Source organism: Leptotrichia sp. oral taxon 879 str. F0557 (assembly GCF_000469385.1).
In the GTDB taxonomy this organism is placed as follows: domain Bacteria; phylum Fusobacteriota; class Fusobacteriia; order Fusobacteriales; family Leptotrichiaceae; genus Leptotrichia; species Leptotrichia mesophila.
In genome coordinates, this window is sequence record NZ_KI271289.1 from 17,528 (window position 1) to 38,970 (window position 21,443).

A 21,443-nucleotide genomic window follows, 5' to 3' on the forward strand; every position below is an offset into this window, starting at 1 on the left:
GTTGAACAAATAAAAGCTCCGTCGATTTATTAAACTAAAAAATCTATTTTAATTATTAGAAAGCGCTAAGTTTTTATCTTTTGCTAAAAAAATTTATAATAAATTTATTGTTAAAAAAAATAAAAAGTGAAGAGAGGTATAAAAAATGAAAAAAATTTCAAAAATTTTAATTTTATGTTTAATCTTGGTTTTGACTGTTTCGTGTGGAAAATCTAAAAACAATCAGAAAATAAAAATAGTTTTGGATTGGGTACCAAATACGAATCATACAGGGCTTTATGTGGCAAAAGACCTAGGGTATTTCAAGGAAGAAGGACTGGATGTGGAAATTGTGCAGCCTCCTGAAGGGAGTACAACGGCACTTATTGGAGCTGGAGGAGCAGAATTTGGAATAAGTTTTCAGGATACATTGGCAAAATCGTTTGCAAAGGAGAGTCCTGTACCAGTAACGGCTGTTGCGGCAATTCTTCAACATAATACATCTGGAATTATTTCGTTAAAGGAAAAAGGAATAGACTCGCCAAAAAAACTGGAAGGTAAGAAATATGCCACTTGGGAAGACAATATTGAGCAGGCTATTTTGAAAAAATTAGTAACAGATGATAAAGGCGATTTTTCCAAAGTAAAATTAATTCCTTATACTGTAACAGATGTTGTGACTGGCTTAAAGACTGATGTTGATGCTGTCTGGGTTTATTATGCGTGGGACGGAATTGCTACAGAAAGGGCAGGGCTTCAGACAAATTTTCTAAAAATTCGTGACTATGGAGAAGAACTTGACTATTACAGCCCTGTAATTATCGCAAATAATGACTTTCTGAAAAAAAATCCTGAAATTGCAAAAAAAGTTTTGAAGGCAATAAAAAAAGGGTATGAATACGCAATGAAAAATCCAGAGGAATCAGCAAAAATTCTGGTAAAAAATTCGCCAGAGCTTGACATAAACTTAGTAACAGCCAGTCAAAAATGGATTTCTAAGGAATATCAGTCTGATGCAAAGGAATGGGGAATAATTGATGCAAGCCGTTGGAACAGATTTTATGAATGGCTTTACAAAAATAAGGCTGTAGAACGTGAAATACCAAAGGATTTTGGATATAGCAATGAGTATCTGAAATAGTAGAAAATTTATAAAAAGGAGAAATATTAAGTGAAGAAAGACAAAAAGCTTGAAATAAAAAATATTTCCATTTCTTTTGAAAATAAAAAAGTTTTGGAAAATGTTTCGATTGATTTGTATGAAAATGAGCTGGTTTGCATTTTAGGAGTGAGTGGCGCTGGGAAAACGACGTTATTTAACATTATTGCAGGACTTTTAAAGCCTGATGGTGGGAATGTGAAAATGAATGGAGAAGAGATAACTGGAAAATCTGGAAAAATAAGCTACATGCTGCAAAAAGACTTACTTTTACCTCATAAAAAAATTATAGACAATGTGGCGCTTCCACTTGTGATAAGGGGTGAAAATAAAAATAAGGCACGGGAAATTGCAAAGCCATATTTTAAAGATTTTGGATTGGAAGGTACGGAAAATTTGTATCCAAGCAAACTGTCAGGCGGAATGAAACAAAGGGCGGCATTGCTTAGAACATATTTGTTTTCCAGCGAAGTCGCTCTCCTTGATGAGCCTTTTAGTGCATTGGACGCCATTACAAAGCATAAAATTCATAGCTGGTATTTAAACATAATGAACAAAATTAAGATGTCAACTTTGTTTATCACTCATGATATTGATGAGGCGATACTGCTTTCCGACAGAATTTATATTTTGGCAGGAAGTCCAGGTAAAATTGCTGCACAAATAAATGTTGACTTGAAAAATAGTCAGGACAAGAGTTATAATAATGAAGAAGTTATAATGTCTGAAAAATTTATTCAATATAAACGTGAAATATTGAAATATTTGTAAACTTTTTAAATTTGATTTTGAAATGATTTTACTATATAATAAAATAAAATATTGAAAGGAAGTTTGAAAAAATGGAAATAAGACATGTAGTAAATGAAGGATTTTTTATATTTGGAGAAAATGGAGATGAACTTGCAAAATTGACTTATAGAAAAGAAGGTGAAAAATTGTATTTTGAATCGACTGTAGTTTCGTCTGAGTTAAGAGGGCAAGGGATTGCAGGAAAATTGTTTGATGCTGGTGTAAAATACGCAAGAGAAAATGGTTATAAAATTGTGCCGATTTGCAGTTATATTGTGAAAAAGTTTGAAAGTGGAGAATATGATGATTTAAAAGCATAAAAGGACTATTAGTTCATTGAAAAACGCTAAAAATAAAAAGCCTTAAAATAAAATTTTTACAAAATTATGTATAGTAAAAGTTTATTTAAGGCATTTTTTAGTTATATTCCTTTTGTGAAATCGTGCTTAATAAGTTTGATGAATGTAAATTTACCATCTTCATACTCATATTTGAAAATGGCACAGTTTGGAAGTCCTGTAAATGGTATATCTGGAGCATTTTTCAAAAAGAAATTATAGCATGCACCACCATGACTCACAGCAAGAACAGTATTATTCCCATCCTTTTCCATAATCTGAGTCAAAGTTTCGTGCATTCTTTTCTCAACATCCTTGTTACTTTCTCCACCAAAATTTACAAAAAAATTTCCATAAGTTCTCTCATTCGGATGTTTTGGATTCAAATCTTCACTTTCTCCCTCGAATAATCCAAAATTCCATTCCTTTAATCCTTTCAATCTTTCATATTTTATTTTATTGTCAGTCACAATTTCAAGTGTATCGCAAGCTCTTTCCTGAGTAGAAGAATAAGCCGCATCAAAAGTAATCCCGTTATCCGTAAAATATTTTCCAGCTATTTTAGCCTGTCTAATTCCCTCATCAGTCAACGGAGAATCACAGCTTCCTTGAATTTTTTTCCGTAAATTGAATAAAGTTTGTCCATGCCGCATTAAATATAAAGTCTTTTTCATAATTATATCAGTCCTTTCGATTCTTATATATATTTTACTATTCTAGTTACTGTTTATTTTTAATTATACCATATTTTTTCAAAACTGTTGGAATTTGAAAGAACTTAATAATATTGATTTTAAGGTATAAGTTTGGTATAATATGCTCAAATCTATTTAAAATTAAGATAATAAAAGTTAGATAACTTTAAGTTTAAGTAAAATAATCATAACCTTTGAGTCTAATTTTAAAGAAAGATTATTATAGATATACTAAAAAATATATAAAAAGGAGAAAATTTAGAAAATGAATAAAAATAAAATTGCAAAAATATTGCTGTTATTCGTTATTATTTTGTTTGGACTAGGAAAACTGTATCTAAGTAGAAATAACAGTATAAATGCAAAGGAAAATTCTTCAAAGGAATTTGTTGCGCAAAATAAGAGAAATAGTAAAAAGAATGCTATTAAACAGAAAAATATAGAAAACAAAAATGAAAAACGAACTCAAAATACTTCAAACCAAGGAGATAGAAAATATCAAATTGATTATGACCATGTGATTGGCGGAGATGAAAATTCGCAAGGTAAAGTTACTGGCGGACATTCACTTTTGCGTGGAGATGTGAGAATTGTAAAAAAAATTGGAAATCCAGCTAAAAATGGAGTATATCGAGCAAGTATTGAAGTAAAGAAAAAAGACGGAACTTGGCAGGCAAAAACTTCTAATGGTGGAGTAAATACAATGTTTCCAGAAAACTGGGATGAAGCGAGAATTATTGACGAAATAAATTCAGCATGGGAAAATAGGAAAGATGTAAAAGGCAGAGATAATAACATGTGGCAGGGAATAAGCAAAAGCGGAGTTCTAATCCGTGGTTATAAAAGTCCTAGAATAACAGCTTATCCAGTTTATGAAAATCGTTAAAAATAATTTTAGGAAAGGAGTAGTGCAATGATTATAAAATTTGGTTATTACGACGATGAAGATTTTGGATTGACTGCATTTCCAGAAATAAAATTTTCTGAAAAAGAAATAACAAAAAATAATAAAAAAAATGGATATTTAGAAAAAAAGAAAGCAGAGTATACAAAATATTTAATAACTGGAATAATGGAAGATTTTCCAGATATGGAAATAATTGATATTTTTTTGCCACAGCTAGAAAAAGTTGAAGCTGGGAAATTGCAGGAAGTTGTTTGGGATGGACAGGCTTTTCAGCATAAGATTAATAAAGCAAAAGTAGAATTTGAGCATACAATTTTTGGGATTTGTGAGGAATATCCTCTGTGGGAATGTAAGTTTGAAGAATATAGAAAGGTTTTTGAAGGCTGGAAAAAGTTTTTGAAAATGGAAGTTGATTTAAAAAGTGAAGTTACAGTGGAGATTTAAGAAATAAAAATATAAAAAAATATTTATTAATCAAAATATTTGAAAAATAATTTAGTTAAATGATTATGCATTAGCTATCAAATAACCTTATTATAAAAATTTATTCCTATTTTAAGTGGGGTTTAGCATAGTATAAATAAAGAAAAATAGAAGCTTAGAAAGGTAATTATGATAAAAAGAATAGATACGAAAAGCGGTAAAATAATTTCTTATGTCTACAATCTGAAGGATGAAGATTATAAAATTTTATCAGAAAGATTGGAAATTGATGAAGAGAAGATAAAGAATGTTATTGATGAAGAAATTTTTACTCCAAGAATTTCAAAATCGGACTGGGAAATTTATAAATTATATTATCCGACTATAAAAAGATCCACAAAAGATAAAGAATTTACATCTTATGAAATCAATCCGATTGTAATTTTTTTTAAAGAAGATAAAATTGTTATTTTAGATGACGATTATTACAATGATTTTTATCAATTTGTTGAAGAGTATGCCAAATTAAGAGATGAAGTTCTTGAAGAAAATCGTTTTTTTCTAAATATGCTTCATAAAATTTCTCAAAGCCTTTATAAGTATGTGAGAATTTTGATTGGAGAGCATGACAAGATAGAAACTGTTTTGAGGGAACAGCAAAGTAATGAAAAGTTAATTTCTCTTGCGGAAGTAGAACAAGGATTTTATGTTTATAATATTGCATTGAGAAATTTGGACTATGTTGTTGAGAATTTGAAAGAAGATGAGCAATTTGAACAATATGAAGAATATATGACAAGAATTTTGCAGGAGATAAATTTTACGCTAGACTTATCATCTTCATACTGTGAAATCTGTAAAACTACAAGAGAAACATATTCATCGTATATTGGAAATAATATGAATATAACAATGAAATTTTTAGCTGCAGTAACAATATTGGTTACAGTTCCAAATATGATTTTTGGATTTTATGGAATGAACGTGAAGTTGCCGCTTCAAGATATGGGATTTTGGGCATTAGTAATAATTTTTATAATAATGATGTTGTTAATGCTAGTTTTGTGGAGATATATGAAAAAGAAAGTTTTATAGTAAAACTGTTTTAAAACAAAATTCAAAAGTTATAACTATTTTACTCAAATCCTAAATTTATATAATTTTTAGTAGTTTAATTTTAAGTAGGTTTGGGTATATAATGTAAAAATAGAAATTATAGTAGTTTATTTTTGTTAAAATAAAAAAATCAAAATAAATATGTATAAATACAATTATACTTTTAAAGTAAATTTATGATGTATAATAAAAGACTATCTAAAAGATAGTCTAATTTTTTTGTTATTTATTTTGTAAATTTTTAAAATTAAGGTTTTAATTTAGCTAATTCATCTAAATCAACATCAGCGTCATAATCCACATTATCAAAGTCAAATCCATTTAATTGCATGAATTCCTCTCTTGCTCCAGCATAATCGCTTATTTCCTTAAAGTTATCTGGAGTAACTTTGTCCCAAAGAGCTTCTACTTCAGCTTGAACATCTTCACGCATTTCCCAGTTATCTGGACGTAATCTTCTTTCTTCATCAATAACAGGATTATTTCCATAAACCATTTGAGTTAAAAGTCTGTGTTTTTGTTCAATTGTACCTTCGTGGATACCTTTTTCCTTCATTACTTTGTAAAGCAATGCTGCATATAATGGGAAAATAGGGATAACCGCACTTGCTTTTGTCATTAACGCTTTACTTAATGAAACGTATGCTTCTCCATTGTATTTTTCTTTTAAAAAGTCATTTAAAACATCAGAAGTATGTTCCAAATCTCTTTTTGCAGCTCCAATTGTACCTTCTTTATAGATTCCATAAGTTACTTTTGGGCCTAAATATGAGTAAGCTACTGTTTTAAAGCCTTCAGAAAGAACGCCACCTTTATCAAGCGCCTCAATCCATAATTTCCAGTCTTCTCCACCCATAACTTTTACAGTGCTTTTGATTTCATCTGGAGTTGCGACACCCATTGTTGTTTCTTCCATAACTTCTTTTTCAAAGTTGATAGTCGGACCTGTAATGTCCTTTGTTGTAGATTTTAATGCTGAACGGTAAGTTACGCCATCAATTGGATCAGTTCTAACTGCACTTGCTAAGCTATAAATTAACAAGTCGATTTTTCCACCAAATTCTTCTTTAATGAACTTTATTACATCATCTTTCATTTCCATTGAGAAAGCATCACCAATAAAGTTTTTAGAAACTAAACCTTCTTTTTCAGCAGCTTCGTTAAAGGCAATTGTATTCCACCAACCAGCAGAACCTACTCTTTTCCCTTCTACCCCTTTTTCAAATGCTACTCCAATAGTTTCAGCTCCGGCACCGAAGGCAAGGGAGATTCTTGTGGCAAGTCCGTATCCAGATGAAGAACCGATAATTAGAACTTTTTTTGGACCTTCATATTTATCTTGTGATTTTACATAGTCAATTTGCCTTTTTACAAATTCTTTTGCTCCAATGGGATGGTTTGTAAGTGCTAAACCACCTTTTAATCTAGGTTTTATAACCATTTTTTCTTTTCCTCCTAAAAAATTATTTATTATAATTATTTTTCAATTTTAAAAAAATCATACATTTAAAATGATAACATATTTTATGATGTATTTTCAAGAAATATTTTAATTTAAATAGAAATAAATAATTTTGATAATCAAAATAATTCTTTGGAGAAAAGTTTTTGTAATATTATAACTGTGCAGTAGGATAAAGCGTGATTTCGTTCATGCTAACTTCTTCTGGTAAATCAATAGCAAATTTCACAGCTTCGGCAACTATCATTGGATCTGCTCCAATTGTGTCGTAAAGAAATTCAATTCTTTCCTTAATTGCTTTGTTTGTAATACGTGTTGCAAGTTCAGTTCTGAATGCTCCTAGATATAGAGTGGTTGTACGGACATTCATTTTTTCGTTGGCGCTTTCTTTTCTCAGTACTTCCATTAGTGCTTTTACACCGTGTTTTGTGGCACAATAAACTCCTGCTCCAAGATATGTGTTCAGTCCAGCAACAGAAGATGTGCTGATAACGTGTCCAGATTTTTGCTTAATAAAATGTGGAAGTACAGCTTCAATACCATTTAATACACCTTTTAAATTTACATCGATCATTTCGTCCCATTCGCTATTTTTTAGTTCTGACAATGGTGCATTTGGCATTAATCCTGCATTATTGAAAATAACATCTATTTTTCCATATTCAGAAATTGCAAAATCAACCAATGCTTTTACTTCCTCTCTTTTTGATACATCTGTCACTTTGTAAGCGGCTTCTCCTCCTTTTTCCTTTATTTCAGCAACAGCTTCCTGTAATTTGTCTTCATTTCTTGCGGCAAGTACAACTTTTGCCCCGCTTTCTCCTAATAATTTCGCAGTAGCCCTTCCAATTCCTGAAGAAGCTCCTGTAACAATAACGACTTTGTTTTTAACAGCCATTTTAATCATCTCCTTTAAATAATTAATTTTTATACAATCAAATTATATCATATCTTTTTAAAAAGTCAATAGGTCTATATATATCTATTATAAAAAATAAATGATATATTGTAGTTGTTATTTTTAATATTTTAAAGTATAATTATAATAAATTAACTTTAAAAGTTGCAGTTATTTCATTTAAACTTTAAAAATATTTAATTTTAGAAATACGATGTAAAATAGATTATAGCATTCTAATTTGAAACGGGAACTTAGACAAACTATAACTTTCTACGTATTCTTGCTTCAAATTTTAAAAGAATTGACTATAATTTTGGAAAGGTAAAGAATGAGTAAATATAAAGAAGTATATAACAATATAAAAAAACAAATTAAAGATGGAAAATTAAAGCCAAAAGATTATTTAAAAAAGGAAGCAGATTTTGCCAAAGACTATTCCTGTTCAGTGCTTACTGTGAGAAAAGCGCTTGCTTTACTGGAATCGGAAGGATATATTCAAAAAATAAAAGGTAAAAGGTCAATTGTGGTTGAAAAAGGGGATTTGAAAAATATTTCGCTTACTTCAATACAGACATTTCAGGAATTAAATAAGATAAAAAATATAGATGTCAAGGCAAATCTAGTTAGTCTATATATAGTACAAGGTGTCGAGGAACTGATGGAAAAATTTAATGTTTCTAAAACTGCTGATTTTTACAAGGTTGTCCGTACTTATTCCTTGGATGGCGAAACTGTGCAGTATGCCATTTCTTATTTTGATAGAAAAATAGTCACTTATCTGAATGAGGAAATAGCCAGCAAGTCTATTTATGAATATCTGGAAAATGAACTAAATTTAAAAATATCGTATTCAAGGCGGGAAATAAAGTTCAGAAGCGCAACAGATGAGGAAAGACGGCATATAAACCTTGAAAATATTGACAGAGTTGTAGTTATTGAAACTTACGCCTATTTATCCAACGGAAATCTTTTCCAATATGAAACAATAACTTATCATCCTGATAAATTTACTTTTACTGCAATTGCTAAAAGATAGTTGCTAAAAATATAAAAAGTGGATATAATAAGAATAGATAAAATATTAATTAAATAAATAATAAGAAGGGAAATGGTAATGATGAAAATAAACCAATTTATTGATCATACAATTTTGAAAGCAACAGCTACAAAGGAAGATGTAAAAAAATTATGCGATGAAGCGAAAGAATATGGATTTTATTCAGTTTGTGTAAATGGAGCAAATGTTGAATATGCTTTTAGTCAAGTTAAGGACAGCGATGTGAAAGTTGCGGCAGTAGTTGGGTTTCCTTTGGGAGCGATGGCAACTGATGTGAAGGTGTTTGAAGCGAAAAAGGCTATTGAAGACGGAGCTTCGGAAATTGACATGGTTATTAATATTGGAGCATTGAAGGATAAGGACTATGATTTAGTGGAAAATGAAATTAGAAAAATAAAAGAGGCAATTGGAAGCAATGTTCTGAAAGTTATAATTGAAACTTGCTATTTGACTGACGACGAAAAAGTGAAAGCATGTGAATTATCAGTTAATGCAAAGGCAGATTTTGTAAAAACTTCGACAGGATTTGGAACAGGAGGGGCAACATTTGAAGATGTAGAGCTTATGAAAAAAACAGTTGGAGATAAAGCAGAAGTAAAGGCAAGTGGTGGAGTGAAAGACCTTGAAACTTCAAAAAAATATGTTGAATTAGGGGCAACAAGACTGGGAACAAGTTCAGGAATTGCAATTGTAACAGAACTGAAAAGTGGAAAAACTGGATATTAAATTTTAGGCAATAAAGAGGAACATAATAATAGACTTCTTCATACACTATATATTTTTAGAATTTAATAAAAGAAGGTTTATGAAGCAAGGGGTTAGTACCCCTTGTTAAAGTAAAAGGATAACAGATATTTATGCAGCAAGAAATTAAGAACTTTTATCAGAAAGTGAAGAAGTTTAAAATTGAAAATAGTATATTAATTAGGTATATAAACTTTTGCAAATAGCTGTCAGTAAAATGTAAAGGAGAAGTGAGTATTTATGAAATTTAAAAATTTTAAATTTAGAAATATTTTCTTTTGTTGCTTTCTTCTGCTAGTTTCTATGCTTTCTTTTGGGCAAAATAGGAAATCTGATGAGATTATTTTGACTGATGATGGAGTAATTTTGGATTTGAAGGGAACATTTAAAATTAATTGGGATAAAAGTGATCCAGATGTGCCCTGTTCTGCAATAGAATATGGGGAAATGCTGTTTTATCCTGATAATAAGGATATTGTGAATGGGAAAGCGATAGTTTTGAAGCCTAGGGATTTTGATTATCATAATTGGGATGAAAGCAGAAATGCCGAAAAGGAATTTGCTGATATGGAAAAGGCTAAAGTTGAAATATTAAAAAAAACTTTTCCAGAAGAAGTTAAAAAAATGGAAAAAATTCAAAAAGGAGAATTACAGTCTTCAGCAAAGGTTAAAATAAAAAAAGTAACTCCATACACAGAATGTGATTTTACAACAGTTTATGCACAAGTTATTGAATTAAAGAAAATTGATGGTACAAAATCAAAAATTACAAAACTTGAAGTGAAAAAATCGGATGAATCAGATGATTTTGATGAACCGCATTTAGATGAAGTGAGTGACTTGAAAAAATATGAAATAAGTTCAAAGGACGGATATGCGAATATACGTGAAAAGCCGACTAAAGATTCAAAAATTATTTCAAAATTAGATAGTGAAACAATTGTAAGATATATTACAAAATATGGTGACTGGTATTATGTTTATTATGTTGACTATCCTTCTGACTATAAGAATGACCTAACAGTCAAAGAATATAGGGGATTTATTCATAAGAGCCAGTTGAAAAAACATGTTGATTAGAGATTTATGTAATAAAATTAAAAAAATTTATACCTTTGATTACAAAGAGAGGATAACTTGTGAAAAAAATTTTTTGAAAATATACTCAAACCCATTTAAAATTGAACTGATAGAAATTATATAATTTAGGGTTTGAGTAAAATAGTCATAATTTTTGAGTTCTGTTTTAAACTAGTTTTACTATAGTATTATTATTAATTTTCTCAAATGTCGGATTTGGAGATGTTGCACAAATTATAGGAGATTATTATTCGATAGATAAAGGAAAGGTTTATTACAGAAATAAAATTTTGGAGGGAGTAAATCCGAAAACTGCTGAGTTGATAGGATTTTCCCTTTTAAAAGATGATAAGAATGTTTATTACATGGGTGAAAAAATAAAAGATGTAAAAATTAAAAATTTTGAAAAATTAGGTCGAAATTATTGGAAAAATAATAATAAAATTTATTATCGGGATAAAAAAATAGAAAATGCTGATATGATGAGTTTTAAAGTTTTAAATGAATATTTTGCGAAAGATAAAAATAATGTGTATATAGGAAATAGTAGTATAGGACTTTGGAAACTTAATAAAATTGAAAATCCTGAAACATTCGAATTTTTATCAGATACTATAAATACTGATTCATTTTATGGAAAAGACAAATATAATGTTTATTATGTAAATAGGATATTTTTAAGTTGTTTTGGTACATATACTTGGATAGGGTTTAAAGTAGAAGGAATTAATAAAGATAAAGTAGAAGTTCTGAATAAATGGTTTATAAAAGATGATAAAAACATTTATTTTGAAGGTAAAATTCTAGAAGATGTTGATTACAATACATTTGAAGTACTTCCAAATGGAGATGGAAAAGATAAAAATTGAAGTTATGAATATTTGACTAAAGATGAATTGAAATGGTTTTAATCAACTGGAAACTAATTGCGTATACAGATAAAATAAAAAGGATAGGAAATAAAAAATGGAATTTAGAATAATGACTTACAATATTTATGGAGCAAGGCTTGCTGATGGTAAGAAATTGGCAAAAAGCATAAAAAAATACAAGCCTGATTTTGTTGCATTGCAGGAAGTTGATAAAAATACTAAAAGAAGTAATTTTCGTGACGTAACGCAGGATTTTGCACTTGAACTTGGGTATAATTATTATTATTTTCAAAAAGCAATGGATTTTGATAAGGGAGAATTTGGAATTGCGTTTGTTTCAAGATATGATGTGAAAAATATATATGTTCACGAGCTACCATCTGCTGGAAATGAAAAAAGACAGGTTTTGGCAGCACAAATTAACAGTTCAAAATATAAAAAACATATTTTGGTTATAAATACTCATTTAGATTATGAACCTGCAGTAAAAAGTACCCAAATTGATGATTTGATGACAGTTATAGATTATTTTAAGGGAGATATAAAATTTTTATGCGGTGATTTTAACCTTTTGCCAACAACAGAGCATTATCAGAAAATTGCTGAAAACTGGAATGACACTTATTTTGAAGGCAAGGACTTGGAAAATAAATCAAATCTTGAAAACAGAAATTTTGAAACACAGAGAATTGATTATATAATGGCAAAAAAAGGTGAAAATTACAGAACTAAGCAAAGTTTTTTTATAAATGATGATTCGCAGGAATGGACAAAATTGTCGGATCATTTGCCGTATATGGCGGTGTTGGACATTGAGTGAGAAAAAATATAAAAAATAAAGGATAATTTAAAATATGGAAAAAGAATGTGATTATAATCCACCATTTGAAATTACAAATGAGATAATCGAACTTATTGCTCAAATTAGCGAATTAACAGGAATGATTATAGTTTCAGAAAAATTATCTTCAAATCCAGTTTTAAGAAGAGAAAATAGAATAAAAACAATTTATTCATCACTTGCGATAGAGCAAAATATACTAACATTTGAGCAAGTGACAGATGTGATTAATGGGAAAAGAATTTTAGCTCCTCCAAAGGATATAAAAGAAGTCAAGAATGCTTATGAAATCTATGAAAAATTAAGTTTATTAAATCCATATTCGATTAAAGATTTACTTAAAGCACATAAAATAATGACGGCTGAATTAATAAATGAAAGTGGTAGATTTCGTACAAAAGGAGCGGGGGTTTATCAGGGAAATCAGCTGATTCATGCAGGAACACCACCTCAATATGTTCCTGAATTAATAGAACAACTTTTTTCGTGGTTAAAAAAGAGTAAAGTTCACCCACTAATAAAGGCTTGTGTATTTCATTATGAATTTGAATTTATTCATCCGTTTCAAGATGGAAATGGAAGGTTAGGACGGCTTTGGCATACATTAATTCTATCAAAATGGAAAGAGTTTTTTGCTTGGCTTCCAATTGAAACTTTGATTCAGAAAAAACAGCAGAAGTATTATGAAGCTATAAATTTATCAAATACTGCTGGAGAATCTACGCCATTTATTACATTTATTCTTGAAATTATAAAAGAAACTCTGGAGGAATTGCAAAAAAATGACTTAAAAATGACTGATATTTTGACTGATAAAATGACTGATAAAGAGTTACAAAGGCTGAAAATATTGGAAGAATATTTTGAGGAAAATAATTATATTGATAATAGTGAAGTTCAAAAGATTTTGAATGTTTCGGATTCTACGGCAAGAAGATTTTTGAATAAACTTGTGAAAAATGGGATTTTGGAGGCGTTTGGAGAGAAGAAAGGGAGAAAGTATCGGAAGAAATAATGAAATTTAGTAAAAAAGGAGATTGATAAAATGGGAAAGACTAAAAAAATAGAAAAATTATACAATGAATTTTTAACAGAACAACAAATAAAAAGTCCTAAATTTATTTCTAATATAGGATTAATTTTAAGCATAATTGCAGGAGGAGTTATTACTTGGTTATTTACTATAGGTGTTTTTATTTTATTAATGGATAAATTACCGATTAAGGAATTAAAAGTATTGATAAGTAGCGTGGTCAGTATAATAGTTCTGTATTTATTAGTAAGTGCGCTAGTTTTTTTATTTTCTGATAGAATAGAAAAATATAATCAAAAATTAAAAGAAGAAAGTAGCAATAAAAAATTTTTAGAATGGATTTTGGAAAATGGAAAGATAGATAAATCCATAGAGTTTAAAAAGATAAATAAACAAAAAAAAGCTGCTAATGATGTAATTTTTTGGCTTACTAGTATATTAATTTCAGGAGGAATTATATCTTATAAAACCTACAGTGAAAGTATAAATTTTTTAAAACAGAAAGATGAGATAATATATGTAATGTTTGTGTTAATTCCCTTTATTTTTAAAGATAGAATAAAAGAGGGATTAAATAAGAAAAAAATGTTAGAAAAGCAAAATCTAAAAACGAGTAATTATGTAAAGAAATATTTTGAAAATGTTGAGATATTTGAAGAATTTTTAGATATAGATATTAAAAATGAGGAACTCGTTTTCAAATATATTAATAAAAGCAAATTAGAAAAAATCGAAGATAAATTAAAAAAAATTAAACACACTCGTAAAAAAAATGAATTAATATTTTTTGTAAAATTAGAATATTTGAAAATATTTTAGTATCGCAAGAAGAGAAAGTGAATATAATTAGAGAAAAAATTACGAATAGAGTAAATGATTTAGATTATATTTATATTAATCAGGAAAAAATAATTAAATTAGTAATAGAAATAAAATAGAAAAATGTATAGAAAAGGATAAAATTTTCATAGACACAGTATAATTTTATGACTAACTGAATTCCTAAAAATTATAAAAATATGATAATTAAAATTATAAAAATAGTACGTATTTATATGAATATTACACATATTTATATATTCTATTAAAAATAATGATTTACAGGAATGAATAAAGTTATCAGATTATCTATCATTCATGGTGGTGTTGGAGATTGGTTAAAAATAAAATAGAAGAAAAGAAGGAGAAATTTATGAAATATGTAGCAATTGATGAGCAAGATGAGAAAGGGTTTGAGGAATACATTGAAAGTTTGAAAAAAGTGGAATGGAACTTTCAGAGGAAGAAATTCGGAAAGTGGCTGAAATAGTTGAGGATTTGATTGAAAATGAAGATAAAATTTATAAATATATTGAGGAAAATGGAGATGATATTTTCTGGGATTCATTTTAGATGAAAATTGAAGTTAGGAAAACTGAAAATGGTATTTAATATAAATGATAATGGTGAAATTGAGAATTTTGAAGTTGATTGGCTTGGGAAAAAAGTCTATGTATCAATGGAAGAAGCTGAAATTTATGATGAGGAACTGGAAAAACAGATGTCTCTTATTCTTGATAATGTAAAAGAATGGGATGTCAAAATAAAAAATAGCATTGTAAAAAAGTATTTAGGTATGGCAAACAGCCGCTTAAAAGAGAATAAATTGTCTGTTCCCCATTGGAGAAGGTTATTCAAAAATTGGGAAATAGCCTAACTAAATACGATGTAGAAAATGCTAGAAATGGAATTATTACAGAAAACTTTTTCTTTCAAAATTTAACAATTGATGAAATAATGCCATATTCTAGTAGTCAATTTAGTGTATGGGCTTATGATGAAGTATTTTTTGATGGATATGTATTTATAACTGATGCTGAGATTTATGAGAAAGTTGTTTTTGATGATTTGACAAATATTTATAAAAAATCATAATTTTGAAAAGGAATTACCACAATGAAGAATAGAGATTACATTGAAGGGTTTATTGAAGGTGTTTCAATGTGTTGGAATAATGGAATGAAGGTTTGTTCTGAATATACGGCAATATATATTGATACATTTTTTATTGACAATGATAAAAATAATGATTTGAATGAAATAATAAAGAAAAAATTATTGCAATATTATGAAAGTAGTTCATCTGAGAAACAAGATGATAATATTAGAAAAAAATTGGAAAAATTGAATATTGTTTTCAAAAAAAATAGAAAATATGAAAAACTGATAAAACAAAATGAAATAAAAACAGGTTACGATAGAATTTCTGAATTTATTAAATTGCAGACAGAATTTACTGTTGAGGAAATAATTGAAAACTTAGAAAACAAAGCAGATAAAAAGGAACAATACTGGAATGTAAGATGTTTTTTCAATCAAATAACACATTGGTTTGGTGAGCCTGTAAATTTTTATGTAGCGATAAAGAAATATGAAGCTATTTTAAGTGAATTTTATGCATACAATGTTTTTTCAGCAGGAATAATACGGTACAAAGAATATTTATTAATGATTGTTTACGGCTCTGATGAATGAAAGACAAAAAACAGGTAATTTATTTGCCTTTAAAAAACATAAAAGGTATAATACTAGTAAATAAAAAAGAGAGGAAGATAAAAAAATGAAAAAAATAGAAAGAATTACATTAATTGTACTAGATAGTGTTGGAGCAGGAGAATTGCCTGATGCAAATTTATTTGATGACTGCGGGTCAAATACCTTAGGAAATATGGCAAAAGCGTATGGTGGAATGAGTTTGCCTAATATGGGGAAATTGGGGCTTGGAAATATTACTGAGATTGAAGGGACTCCAGCTGTGGAAAAGGCTGAAGGGGCTTATGGAAGAGCGATTGAAGTATCACATGGAAAAGATTCTACAACTGGACACTGGGAAATTTCTGGTGTACCACTAGAGCGTCCATTTCCAAATTATAAAGATGGATTTTCAGATGAGGTTATAAAAGAATTTGAAGAAAAAACTGGAAGAAAAGTTATGTTAAACAGACCACTTTCAGGAACTGTCGCAATTGATCAATATGGGGAAGAGCAAATTAGAACAGGTAACTGGATAGTTTACGGTTCAGCAGATCCTGTATTCCAGATTGCTGCAAATGAAGAAATTATACCATTGGAAGAGCTTTACAAAGCGTGTGAAATTGCACTTGAAATTTGTAATGAGAAATCACCTGTAGCAAGGGTAATTGCAAGACCTTATGTTGGTAAAAAAGTAGGAGAATTTAAAAGAACTGCAAACAGACACGACTTCTCTATTGATCCTCCAAAAGAAAGCATGCTTGAAAGATTGGAAAAAGCTGGACTTGATGTAGTGGGAATTGGTAAGACAAGCGACCTGTTCAATGGAAAAGGAATTACAGATAACAGAAAAGCTAATCAGGACAATCTAGATGGAATTAAAAAAACAATAGCCGCATTGAAGGAAGATACAAAAGGCTTGATTTTCACTAACTTAGTTGATTTTGATGCTGTTTACGGACATAGAAGAAATGTAGAAGGATATGTAAAGGCTCTAATCGAATTTGATAACTGGCTTCCTGAAATCCAAAAAAACTTGAAAGATGATGAAATTCTGATTATCACAGCTGATCATGGAAATGACCCTACATTCAAAGGAACAGATCATACGAGAGAATATATACCTATAATGATTTGTGGTAAAAATGTTAAAAAGAATGTAAATATTGGAACAAGAAAAACTTTTGCTGATATTGCGGCAACTGTTGAGGAAATTTTATTGGGAACTGAAAAAGAAGGAAGTTTTGCAAAAGAAATTTTGGAAGACTAAAAAATAGATAAATATGGGTTAATTGAGGTTAGAAATTAGATGAAACGAGAAAATTATGTTGAAAACACCTTTTGGAAATATACGAATATTTTTGGATAAAAAAGAAGTTGAGTTTAATTTTTCGAAAATTCAAAATTCTAAATCTTTTTTGAAAACTGAAACATATTTATTGAAGTATGAATTTAAAAAGGAAAAAGTAGATAAAATAAACAAACATTTTTTAAAATGTATTTTAGAAACAGATTTTGAATGTAAAAGTTACGTTGAGAGTGGAGAGAGACTGGAAGCAATTTCTTTTGAAATTAATAATGAGAAATTGACGATAGGGACAACTTCTGGATTGTCTATGGCAGAGTCTGATGGGAATAATAATGATTTTGATGTTGAGTATTTGGAAAATGGAATTGAAATTGTAATTTTTGAAAAAACAAGGAATCAAATTTTTAGTTTTGGAGTTTCTTTTCTAGAAAATGTAAATGTAGAAAATGAAGTTCAAACATGGCTTGCAGTTAATTATGTGATAAATTTAAAAGAAAGGGTAAATAAATGCCAAAATTAATAATAAACAACCTAAATATAAAAGAAAAAAATGCTGATAAAAATGGAACAACTGGTTACAGAGTAAAAATAGATGGTGGAAATCCAATAGAATTTAGAAAAAAATATTTGGAGATTCAAGTTTCAAAAGGAGAACATGAAGTTACAATATTTAGGACTGGACTTAAAAAGGTTGTGAAGAAAATTAAGGTGATGGGAAAAGAAGCCAAGGTTTCTGTAAGGATTGATGTCAGTTTACCAATAATGATGGTAATACTGCAATTAATAATAAATAATTTTATTTTACAAAAATCATCTATTTTGAGAACAATTATTAGTGTTATCTTTTTAATTTTATTCGTGTATTTGATGTTTATGAGAGAAGTAATAAAAGTCGATGTTGAGGAGTAGAGTTTTTGTGGAGGTGATGATTGATGAAAGATGGAAAAAAATCGGAGAAAAAAGTGGAAGAAGAAAAATGGCTAAATTGGGCAATTGAATTACAAAGTCTGGCTCAGGCGGGACTGGCTTATGGCAAGGATAAGTTTGATATTGAACGCTTTGAGAGAATTAGAGAGATTTCAGCCGAGATGATGGCTCATAAGACTGATATTTCGGTAGAAAAAGTAAAAAATCTGTTTTGTAATGAAGTTGGATATCAGACACCTAAAATTGATACTAGAGCTGCAATCTTTGAAAATAATAAGATTTTACTAATTCAGGAGAGTAATGGAAAATGGGCATTGCCAGGTGGATGGGCAGATGTACATCTTTCAGTTAAGGAAAATGTATTAAAGGAAGTTAAGGAGGAAGCTGGAATTGAAGCAAGTGCAGAAATGATTGTAGCTTTACTGGATGTAACAAAAAATCAAGGAAAAGCAATGCCTTATGGCATAACAAAAATTTTTGTGTTATGTGAATATGTTAGCGGAAAATTTGAGAAAAATATAGAAACGATTGACAGCCAATATTTTGGGATTGATGAATTGCCAGAGCTTGCAACTAATAAAACTACTGCTGAGCAGATACAGATGTGTTTTGAGGCTAATGAAAATAGAGATAATTGGAAAGTGATTTTTGATTAGAGATAATTGTAGATGTAAAAAATTAAACGAGAAATTGTATAAAAAATTATTTTGTGAATTGAAAAAAATTTTGTAAACATAAATATTATACAATCTATGAAAGTAGAAAAAACTATTTTTTTTTTGAATTTTTAAAAATAATAAATATATACAAAATTCATATTTAAATAAAAAAGGAAGGATTAAATACAAAAGATGAAAATTAGAAAAGCTGCAATTAATGATTTGCAAGAATTGGCGAGAATTGAGCGGGAATGTTTTCCTGTAGCAAAAGCGGCAACTGAAGAAATTTTTTGTAGGAGACTGGAAGTTTATCCAGACTTTTTTTGGATTTTGGAAAATGAGGCTGGAGAAATTGTTTCATTTGTAAATGGCATGGCTACAGATAATGAGATTCTTACAGATGAGATGTTTGAAAATCCTGATTTACATAATAAAAATGGCGATTGGCAAATGATTTTTGGAGTGAATACGCTTCCAGAGTTTAGAAGGAAAGGTTATGCTGAAAAGGTTTTGAGAAGAGTTGTGGAAGATACGAAAAAAGATGGTAGGAAAGGCATTGTTTTGACTTGTAAAGATAAACTTGTTTCATTTTATGAAAAAATTGGATTCGTGAATGAAGGATTGTCGGAGTCAACGCATGGAAATGCGATTTGGTATAATATGAGAATGATTTTTTAAAAAATCAATACCGCTAAAATTGGTTAATATGAGAATAGGTTACCAAAATTAAAACACAGAAGAATGAAAGTATACTTCTAATATATTGGACATATTCACTATTTTTTATAAATATTATCAAAAAGTTACAGGTTTTCCACAAGTAGAAAATGAATTCCTTTTATAACATAGATTATATAGTAAAACTTATTTAAAACAAAACTCAAAAGTTATGACTATTTTACTCAAACCATAAATTTATATAATTTTAGCAGTTTAATTTAAAATAGGTTTGAGTATATAATGTATTATGATAAATTCAAAAATATATAAAAAAGACTAGTCTAAAACTTTGAAAGTTCTAAAATAGTCTTTTTTTATATATCACACTTTTTTACTTTTAAAATATTTTTTAAAAATTATAATTAATGAGAACCTTTTTTATTATAATCTTTTTGTTTTTCTTTATATTTTCTGACTTGTCTTTCTAGTCTGTCAGCTAAGTCATCAATTGCTGCATACAAATCTTTGTTTTCAGCTTCTATTTTTATTTTTGTACCGCTTGCATAAACTAATCCGTCAGCTTTGTGAATTGGCCCTTCAGATTTTGTGTCTTCGACTGTCAGAACAACATCGACTTCTGTGATAGCATCCGAATACTTAGAAATTCTGCTTATTTTTTCTTCAGTATAAGTTTTAATTGCATCTGTAATTTTAAGTTGTTTTCCGCTAATAATGATTTTCATAAATCATCACATCCTTTCATCTATGTCAATAATATTGTACCTTGAAAAAACTAAATGTCAATAGATAAAATAAAATAATTAAAATTATTTGTTGAAATCTTAAAAAGAATGTTATAAAATTTTATTAATCTAAAAGTTAAAAAAATATAAGGTGAAAAAATGAAAAAAATTAATAGTATACACAATATGAAACAATTTTTTGAACAGGATACAGTTTCGCTTGCAAAAAATTTACTTGGGAAATTAATACTCCTAAAAAAGAATAATGAATTATTAGGAGGATACATTGTAGAAACGGAAGCTTATTTGGGAGTAGTAGATAGGGCTTGTCACGGATTTGAGGGAAAATTGACTCCAAAGGTTGAGGCCTTGTTTGGGAAAGCGGGAACAGTTTATATTTATACTATGCACACACACAAAATGCTCAATATTGTCAGCTGTGAAGAAGGAAATCCTCAGGCAGTACTGATTAGGGGAATTGAGCCTGTGATAAATGTTGAAAGAATGATTGAAAATAGAGGAAAAGAGGGAATTTTAATTAGCAATGGTCCTGGAAAATTGACAAAGGCGATGGGAATTGGAGATGTATTCAACAAGAGTAAGATTTGTGAAATCACGAAAACATTTCAGAAAGTATCAAAAAAATCAATTTATGATATTGAAAATATGGAAGAAAATATACTTTATATTGATTTTGAGAACAGTAAAATAGCTAAAAATATTGAGAGTTCAGCAAGAATTGGTATTCCAAATAAAGGAATCTGGACAGAAAAGGAATTACGATATTTTGTGGCAGGGAATAAATATGTTTCAAGAATGAAAAAGTCTGAGTTTAAAGATGAGTGCTGGAAATAATTTTTTAGGTATTGAAAAAATAGTAAAATTTTGTTATACTTTTATTAGGTGGGAAATTTTACAAATATGAAATTTTTTAGTAGATTATTTTTATTATTAGGATGTAAAGTTAAATTTTTTGTGGAGGAAAGATGAAAAAGATTTTTTTTGTCACGAGAGCAATGAGGATATTTTTCACAAGACAAATTGTAAAATTGTCTGCTTTGTTATGTATAAAATGCAAAAAAAATAAATATATAAATTTATATCATAAATCTAGGTGAATTTTGTTTACTTAGATTTTTTTTGTTTTTTTCTTTTTTAGTGTAAAAGGGAACAGTCATCATCTCCTTTTATTTCACAATACTAGTTATTTTAATTTCTTCAAATTATAATATTTT

The 21,443-nt window shown here is 28.7% G+C and carries 26 protein-coding genes; 22 read left to right on the plus strand and 4 right to left on the minus strand.

Annotated features, from left to right (window positions below):
- Positions 1-145 precede the first annotated feature (145 nt).
- The 3 genes from HMPREF1552_RS00880 to HMPREF1552_RS00890 all read left to right on the plus strand — a co-directional run bounded on the left by HMPREF1552_RS00880 (position 146) and on the right by HMPREF1552_RS00890 (position 2,250).
- Entirely contained in the window at positions 146-1,120 is a 975-nt protein-coding gene (locus HMPREF1552_RS00880) for an ABC transporter substrate-binding protein (protein WP_021743144.1), read from the plus strand.
- 30 nt (positions 1,121-1,150) lie between these two features.
- Positions 1,151-1,909 carry an ABC transporter ATP-binding protein gene (locus tag HMPREF1552_RS00885; protein ID WP_021743145.1) on the plus strand — a complete coding sequence of 253 codons (759 nt, stop codon included), beginning with the start codon at positions 1,151-1,153 and terminating at the stop codon, positions 1,907-1,909.
- A 71-nt stretch (positions 1,910-1,980) separates the two neighbouring features.
- Positions 1,981-2,250 carry a GNAT family N-acetyltransferase gene (locus tag HMPREF1552_RS00890; protein WP_021743146.1) on the plus strand — a complete coding sequence of 90 codons (270 nt, stop codon included), beginning with the start codon at positions 1,981-1,983 and terminating at the stop codon, positions 2,248-2,250.
- A gap of 101 nt (positions 2,251-2,351) precedes the next feature.
- Here the strand turns inward: HMPREF1552_RS00890 and HMPREF1552_RS00895 are convergent, their stop codons facing one another.
- The gene (locus tag HMPREF1552_RS00895) at positions 2,352-2,942 is read right to left on the minus strand and encodes a histidine phosphatase family protein (RefSeq protein WP_021743147.1); all 591 of its coding nucleotides are present in this window, start codon (positions 2,940-2,942) and stop codon (positions 2,352-2,354) included.
- A gap of 286 nt (positions 2,943-3,228) precedes the next feature.
- Here HMPREF1552_RS00895 and HMPREF1552_RS00900 point away from each other — a divergent pair, with 286 nt between their 5' ends.
- The 3 genes from HMPREF1552_RS00900 to HMPREF1552_RS00910 all read left to right on the plus strand — a co-directional run bounded on the left by HMPREF1552_RS00900 (position 3,229) and on the right by HMPREF1552_RS00910 (position 5,388).
- Complete coding sequence (locus HMPREF1552_RS00900; RefSeq protein WP_021743148.1) at positions 3,229-3,849, plus strand: EndoU domain-containing protein; 621 nt, start codon at positions 3,229-3,231, stop codon at positions 3,847-3,849.
- A gap of 27 nt (positions 3,850-3,876) precedes the next feature.
- A complete protein-coding gene (locus HMPREF1552_RS00905) occupies positions 3,877-4,314 on the plus strand; it encodes a hypothetical protein (RefSeq protein ID WP_021743149.1) in 438 nt (145 codons plus the stop codon).
- A gap of 168 nt (positions 4,315-4,482) precedes the next feature.
- Positions 4,483-5,388 carry a magnesium transporter CorA family protein gene (locus HMPREF1552_RS00910; protein ID WP_021743150.1) on the plus strand — a complete coding sequence of 302 codons (906 nt, stop codon included), beginning with the start codon at positions 4,483-4,485 and terminating at the stop codon, positions 5,386-5,388.
- Between the two features lie 268 nt (positions 5,389-5,656).
- Here HMPREF1552_RS00910 and fabV read toward each other — a convergent pair whose 3' ends face one another.
- Positions 5,657-6,850 (minus strand): enoyl-ACP reductase FabV, encoded by a 1,194-nt coding sequence (gene fabV, locus HMPREF1552_RS00915; protein WP_006803623.1) that lies wholly within the window; start codon positions 6,848-6,850, stop codon positions 5,657-5,659.
- Positions 6,851-7,025: 175 nt separating this feature from the next.
- Positions 7,026-7,769: an SDR family oxidoreductase gene (locus HMPREF1552_RS00920; protein WP_039900891.1), complete on the minus strand. Its 744-nt coding sequence runs from the start codon at positions 7,767-7,769 to the stop codon at positions 7,026-7,028.
- Positions 7,770-8,100: 331 nt separating this feature from the next.
- Between HMPREF1552_RS00920 and HMPREF1552_RS00925 the strand changes: the two genes are divergently transcribed.
- The 15 genes from HMPREF1552_RS00925 (at position 8,101) to HMPREF1552_RS00995 (ending at position 19,483) form a co-directional block, all read left to right on the plus strand.
- On the plus strand, positions 8,101-8,808 hold the full coding sequence (locus tag HMPREF1552_RS00925; protein ID WP_021743152.1) for a GntR family transcriptional regulator: 708 nt from the start codon (positions 8,101-8,103) through the stop codon (positions 8,806-8,808).
- A gap of 81 nt (positions 8,809-8,889) precedes the next feature.
- On the plus strand, positions 8,890-9,555 hold the full coding sequence (gene deoC / locus HMPREF1552_RS00930) for a deoxyribose-phosphate aldolase (RefSeq protein WP_039900893.1): 666 nt from the start codon (positions 8,890-8,892) through the stop codon (positions 9,553-9,555).
- Between the two features lie 258 nt (positions 9,556-9,813).
- Complete coding sequence (locus HMPREF1552_RS00935; RefSeq protein ID WP_039900895.1) at positions 9,814-10,653, plus strand: SH3 domain-containing protein; 840 nt, start codon at positions 9,814-9,816, stop codon at positions 10,651-10,653.
- 197 nt (positions 10,654-10,850) lie between these two features.
- Positions 10,851-11,522, plus strand: a complete 672-nt coding sequence (locus HMPREF1552_RS00940; protein WP_255349257.1) for a DKNYY domain-containing protein — start codon at positions 10,851-10,853, stop codon at positions 11,520-11,522.
- Positions 11,523-11,619: 97 nt separating this feature from the next.
- Positions 11,620-12,345 carry an endonuclease/exonuclease/phosphatase family protein gene (locus tag HMPREF1552_RS00945; protein WP_021743156.1) on the plus strand — a complete coding sequence of 242 codons (726 nt, stop codon included), beginning with the start codon at positions 11,620-11,622 and terminating at the stop codon, positions 12,343-12,345.
- Positions 12,346-12,379: 34 nt separating this feature from the next.
- A complete protein-coding gene (locus HMPREF1552_RS00950) occupies positions 12,380-13,381 on the plus strand; it encodes a Fic family protein (protein ID WP_021743157.1) in 1,002 nt (333 codons plus the stop codon).
- A gap of 30 nt (positions 13,382-13,411) precedes the next feature.
- On the plus strand, positions 13,412-14,218 hold the full coding sequence (locus HMPREF1552_RS00955) for a hypothetical protein (RefSeq protein WP_021743158.1): 807 nt from the start codon (positions 13,412-13,414) through the stop codon (positions 14,216-14,218).
- A 601-nt stretch (positions 14,219-14,819) separates the two neighbouring features.
- On the plus strand, positions 14,820-15,095 hold the full coding sequence (locus HMPREF1552_RS12670) for a hypothetical protein (RefSeq protein WP_021743160.1): 276 nt from the start codon (positions 14,820-14,822) through the stop codon (positions 15,093-15,095).
- On the plus strand, positions 15,080-15,313 hold the full coding sequence (locus tag HMPREF1552_RS12675) for a hypothetical protein (RefSeq protein WP_021743161.1): 234 nt from the start codon (positions 15,080-15,082) through the stop codon (positions 15,311-15,313). Before HMPREF1552_RS12670 ends, HMPREF1552_RS12675 begins: the two co-directional genes overlap by 16 nt.
- Positions 15,314-15,334: 21 nt before the next feature.
- Positions 15,335-15,913 carry a hypothetical protein gene (locus tag HMPREF1552_RS00970; protein ID WP_021743162.1) on the plus strand — a complete coding sequence of 193 codons (579 nt, stop codon included), beginning with the start codon at positions 15,335-15,337 and terminating at the stop codon, positions 15,911-15,913.
- A gap of 85 nt (positions 15,914-15,998) precedes the next feature.
- Positions 15,999-17,180, plus strand: coding sequence for a phosphopentomutase (locus HMPREF1552_RS00975; RefSeq protein WP_021743163.1), 1,182 nt, complete (start codon positions 15,999-16,001; stop codon positions 17,178-17,180).
- A gap of 55 nt (positions 17,181-17,235) precedes the next feature.
- Positions 17,236-17,739 (plus strand): hypothetical protein, encoded by a 504-nt coding sequence (locus HMPREF1552_RS00980; RefSeq protein ID WP_021743164.1) that lies wholly within the window; start codon positions 17,236-17,238, stop codon positions 17,737-17,739.
- A complete protein-coding gene (locus tag HMPREF1552_RS00985; protein WP_021743165.1) occupies positions 17,727-18,128 on the plus strand; it encodes a hypothetical protein in 402 nt (133 codons plus the stop codon). Before HMPREF1552_RS00980 ends, HMPREF1552_RS00985 begins: the two co-directional genes overlap by 13 nt.
- 23 nt (positions 18,129-18,151) lie before the next feature.
- Complete coding sequence (locus HMPREF1552_RS00990; RefSeq protein WP_021743166.1) at positions 18,152-18,802, plus strand: NUDIX hydrolase; 651 nt, start codon at positions 18,152-18,154, stop codon at positions 18,800-18,802.
- A gap of 195 nt (positions 18,803-18,997) precedes the next feature.
- A complete protein-coding gene (locus HMPREF1552_RS00995) occupies positions 18,998-19,483 on the plus strand; it encodes a GNAT family N-acetyltransferase (protein WP_021743167.1) in 486 nt (161 codons plus the stop codon).
- Between the two features lie 404 nt (positions 19,484-19,887).
- Here HMPREF1552_RS00995 and hpf read toward each other — a convergent pair whose 3' ends face one another.
- The gene (gene hpf, locus HMPREF1552_RS01000) at positions 19,888-20,208 is read right to left on the minus strand and encodes a ribosome hibernation-promoting factor, HPF/YfiA family (protein WP_021743168.1); all 321 of its coding nucleotides are present in this window, start codon (positions 20,206-20,208) and stop codon (positions 19,888-19,890) included.
- A 159-nt stretch (positions 20,209-20,367) separates the two neighbouring features.
- On the opposite strand from hpf, the gene HMPREF1552_RS01005 reads away from it, so the two are divergent.
- Positions 20,368-21,063, plus strand: coding sequence for a DNA-3-methyladenine glycosylase (locus tag HMPREF1552_RS01005; protein ID WP_021743169.1), 696 nt, complete (start codon positions 20,368-20,370; stop codon positions 21,061-21,063).
- The last annotated feature ends 380 nt before the right edge of the window (positions 21,064-21,443 follow it).

Excerpts from the sequence above, each read along its gene's own strand:
- HMPREF1552_RS00880 (WP_021743144.1), top strand. The coding sequence starts at position 146 with ATGAAAAAAATTTCAAAAATTTTAATTTTATGTTTAATCTTGGTTTTG.
- HMPREF1552_RS00890 (WP_021743146.1), top strand. The coding sequence starts at position 1,981 with ATGGAAATAAGACATGTAGTAAATGAAGGATTTTTTATATTTGGAGAA.
- HMPREF1552_RS00895 (WP_021743147.1), bottom strand. The coding sequence starts at position 2,942 with ATGAAAAAGACTTTATATTTAATGCGGCATGGACAAACTTTATTCAAT.
- HMPREF1552_RS00900 (WP_021743148.1), top strand. The coding sequence starts at position 3,229 with ATGAATAAAAATAAAATTGCAAAAATATTGCTGTTATTCGTTATTATT.
- HMPREF1552_RS00905 (WP_021743149.1), top strand. The coding sequence starts at position 3,877 with ATGATTATAAAATTTGGTTATTACGACGATGAAGATTTTGGATTGACT.
- HMPREF1552_RS00910 (WP_021743150.1), top strand. The coding sequence starts at position 4,483 with ATGATAAAAAGAATAGATACGAAAAGCGGTAAAATAATTTCTTATGTC.
- fabV (WP_006803623.1), bottom strand. The coding sequence starts at position 6,850 with ATGGTTATAAAACCTAGATTAAAAGGTGGTTTAGCACTTACAAACCAT.
- HMPREF1552_RS00920 (WP_039900891.1), bottom strand. The coding sequence starts at position 7,769 with ATGGCTGTTAAAAACAAAGTCGTTATTGTTACAGGAGCTTCTTCAGGA.
- HMPREF1552_RS00925 (WP_021743152.1), top strand. The coding sequence starts at position 8,101 with ATGAGTAAATATAAAGAAGTATATAACAATATAAAAAAACAAATTAAA.
- deoC (WP_039900893.1), top strand. The coding sequence starts at position 8,890 with ATGAAAATAAACCAATTTATTGATCATACAATTTTGAAAGCAACAGCT.
- HMPREF1552_RS00935 (WP_039900895.1), top strand. The coding sequence starts at position 9,814 with ATGAAATTTAAAAATTTTAAATTTAGAAATATTTTCTTTTGTTGCTTT.
- HMPREF1552_RS00945 (WP_021743156.1), top strand. The coding sequence starts at position 11,620 with ATGGAATTTAGAATAATGACTTACAATATTTATGGAGCAAGGCTTGCT.
- HMPREF1552_RS00950 (WP_021743157.1), top strand. The coding sequence starts at position 12,380 with ATGGAAAAAGAATGTGATTATAATCCACCATTTGAAATTACAAATGAG.
- HMPREF1552_RS00955 (WP_021743158.1), top strand. The coding sequence starts at position 13,412 with ATGGGAAAGACTAAAAAAATAGAAAAATTATACAATGAATTTTTAACA.
- HMPREF1552_RS12670 (WP_021743160.1), top strand. The coding sequence starts at position 14,820 with ATGGTATTTAATATAAATGATAATGGTGAAATTGAGAATTTTGAAGTT.
- HMPREF1552_RS00970 (WP_021743162.1), top strand. The coding sequence starts at position 15,335 with ATGAAGAATAGAGATTACATTGAAGGGTTTATTGAAGGTGTTTCAATG.
- HMPREF1552_RS00975 (WP_021743163.1), top strand. The coding sequence starts at position 15,999 with ATGAAAAAAATAGAAAGAATTACATTAATTGTACTAGATAGTGTTGGA.
- HMPREF1552_RS00980 (WP_021743164.1), top strand. The coding sequence starts at position 17,236 with ATGTTGAAAACACCTTTTGGAAATATACGAATATTTTTGGATAAAAAA.
- HMPREF1552_RS00985 (WP_021743165.1), top strand. The coding sequence starts at position 17,727 with ATGCCAAAATTAATAATAAACAACCTAAATATAAAAGAAAAAAATGCT.
- HMPREF1552_RS00990 (WP_021743166.1), top strand. The coding sequence starts at position 18,152 with ATGAAAGATGGAAAAAAATCGGAGAAAAAAGTGGAAGAAGAAAAATGG.
- HMPREF1552_RS00995 (WP_021743167.1), top strand. The coding sequence starts at position 18,998 with ATGAAAATTAGAAAAGCTGCAATTAATGATTTGCAAGAATTGGCGAGA.
- hpf (WP_021743168.1), bottom strand. The coding sequence starts at position 20,208 with ATGAAAATCATTATTAGCGGAAAACAACTTAAAATTACAGATGCAATT.
- HMPREF1552_RS01005 (WP_021743169.1), top strand. The coding sequence starts at position 20,368 with ATGAAAAAAATTAATAGTATACACAATATGAAACAATTTTTTGAACAG.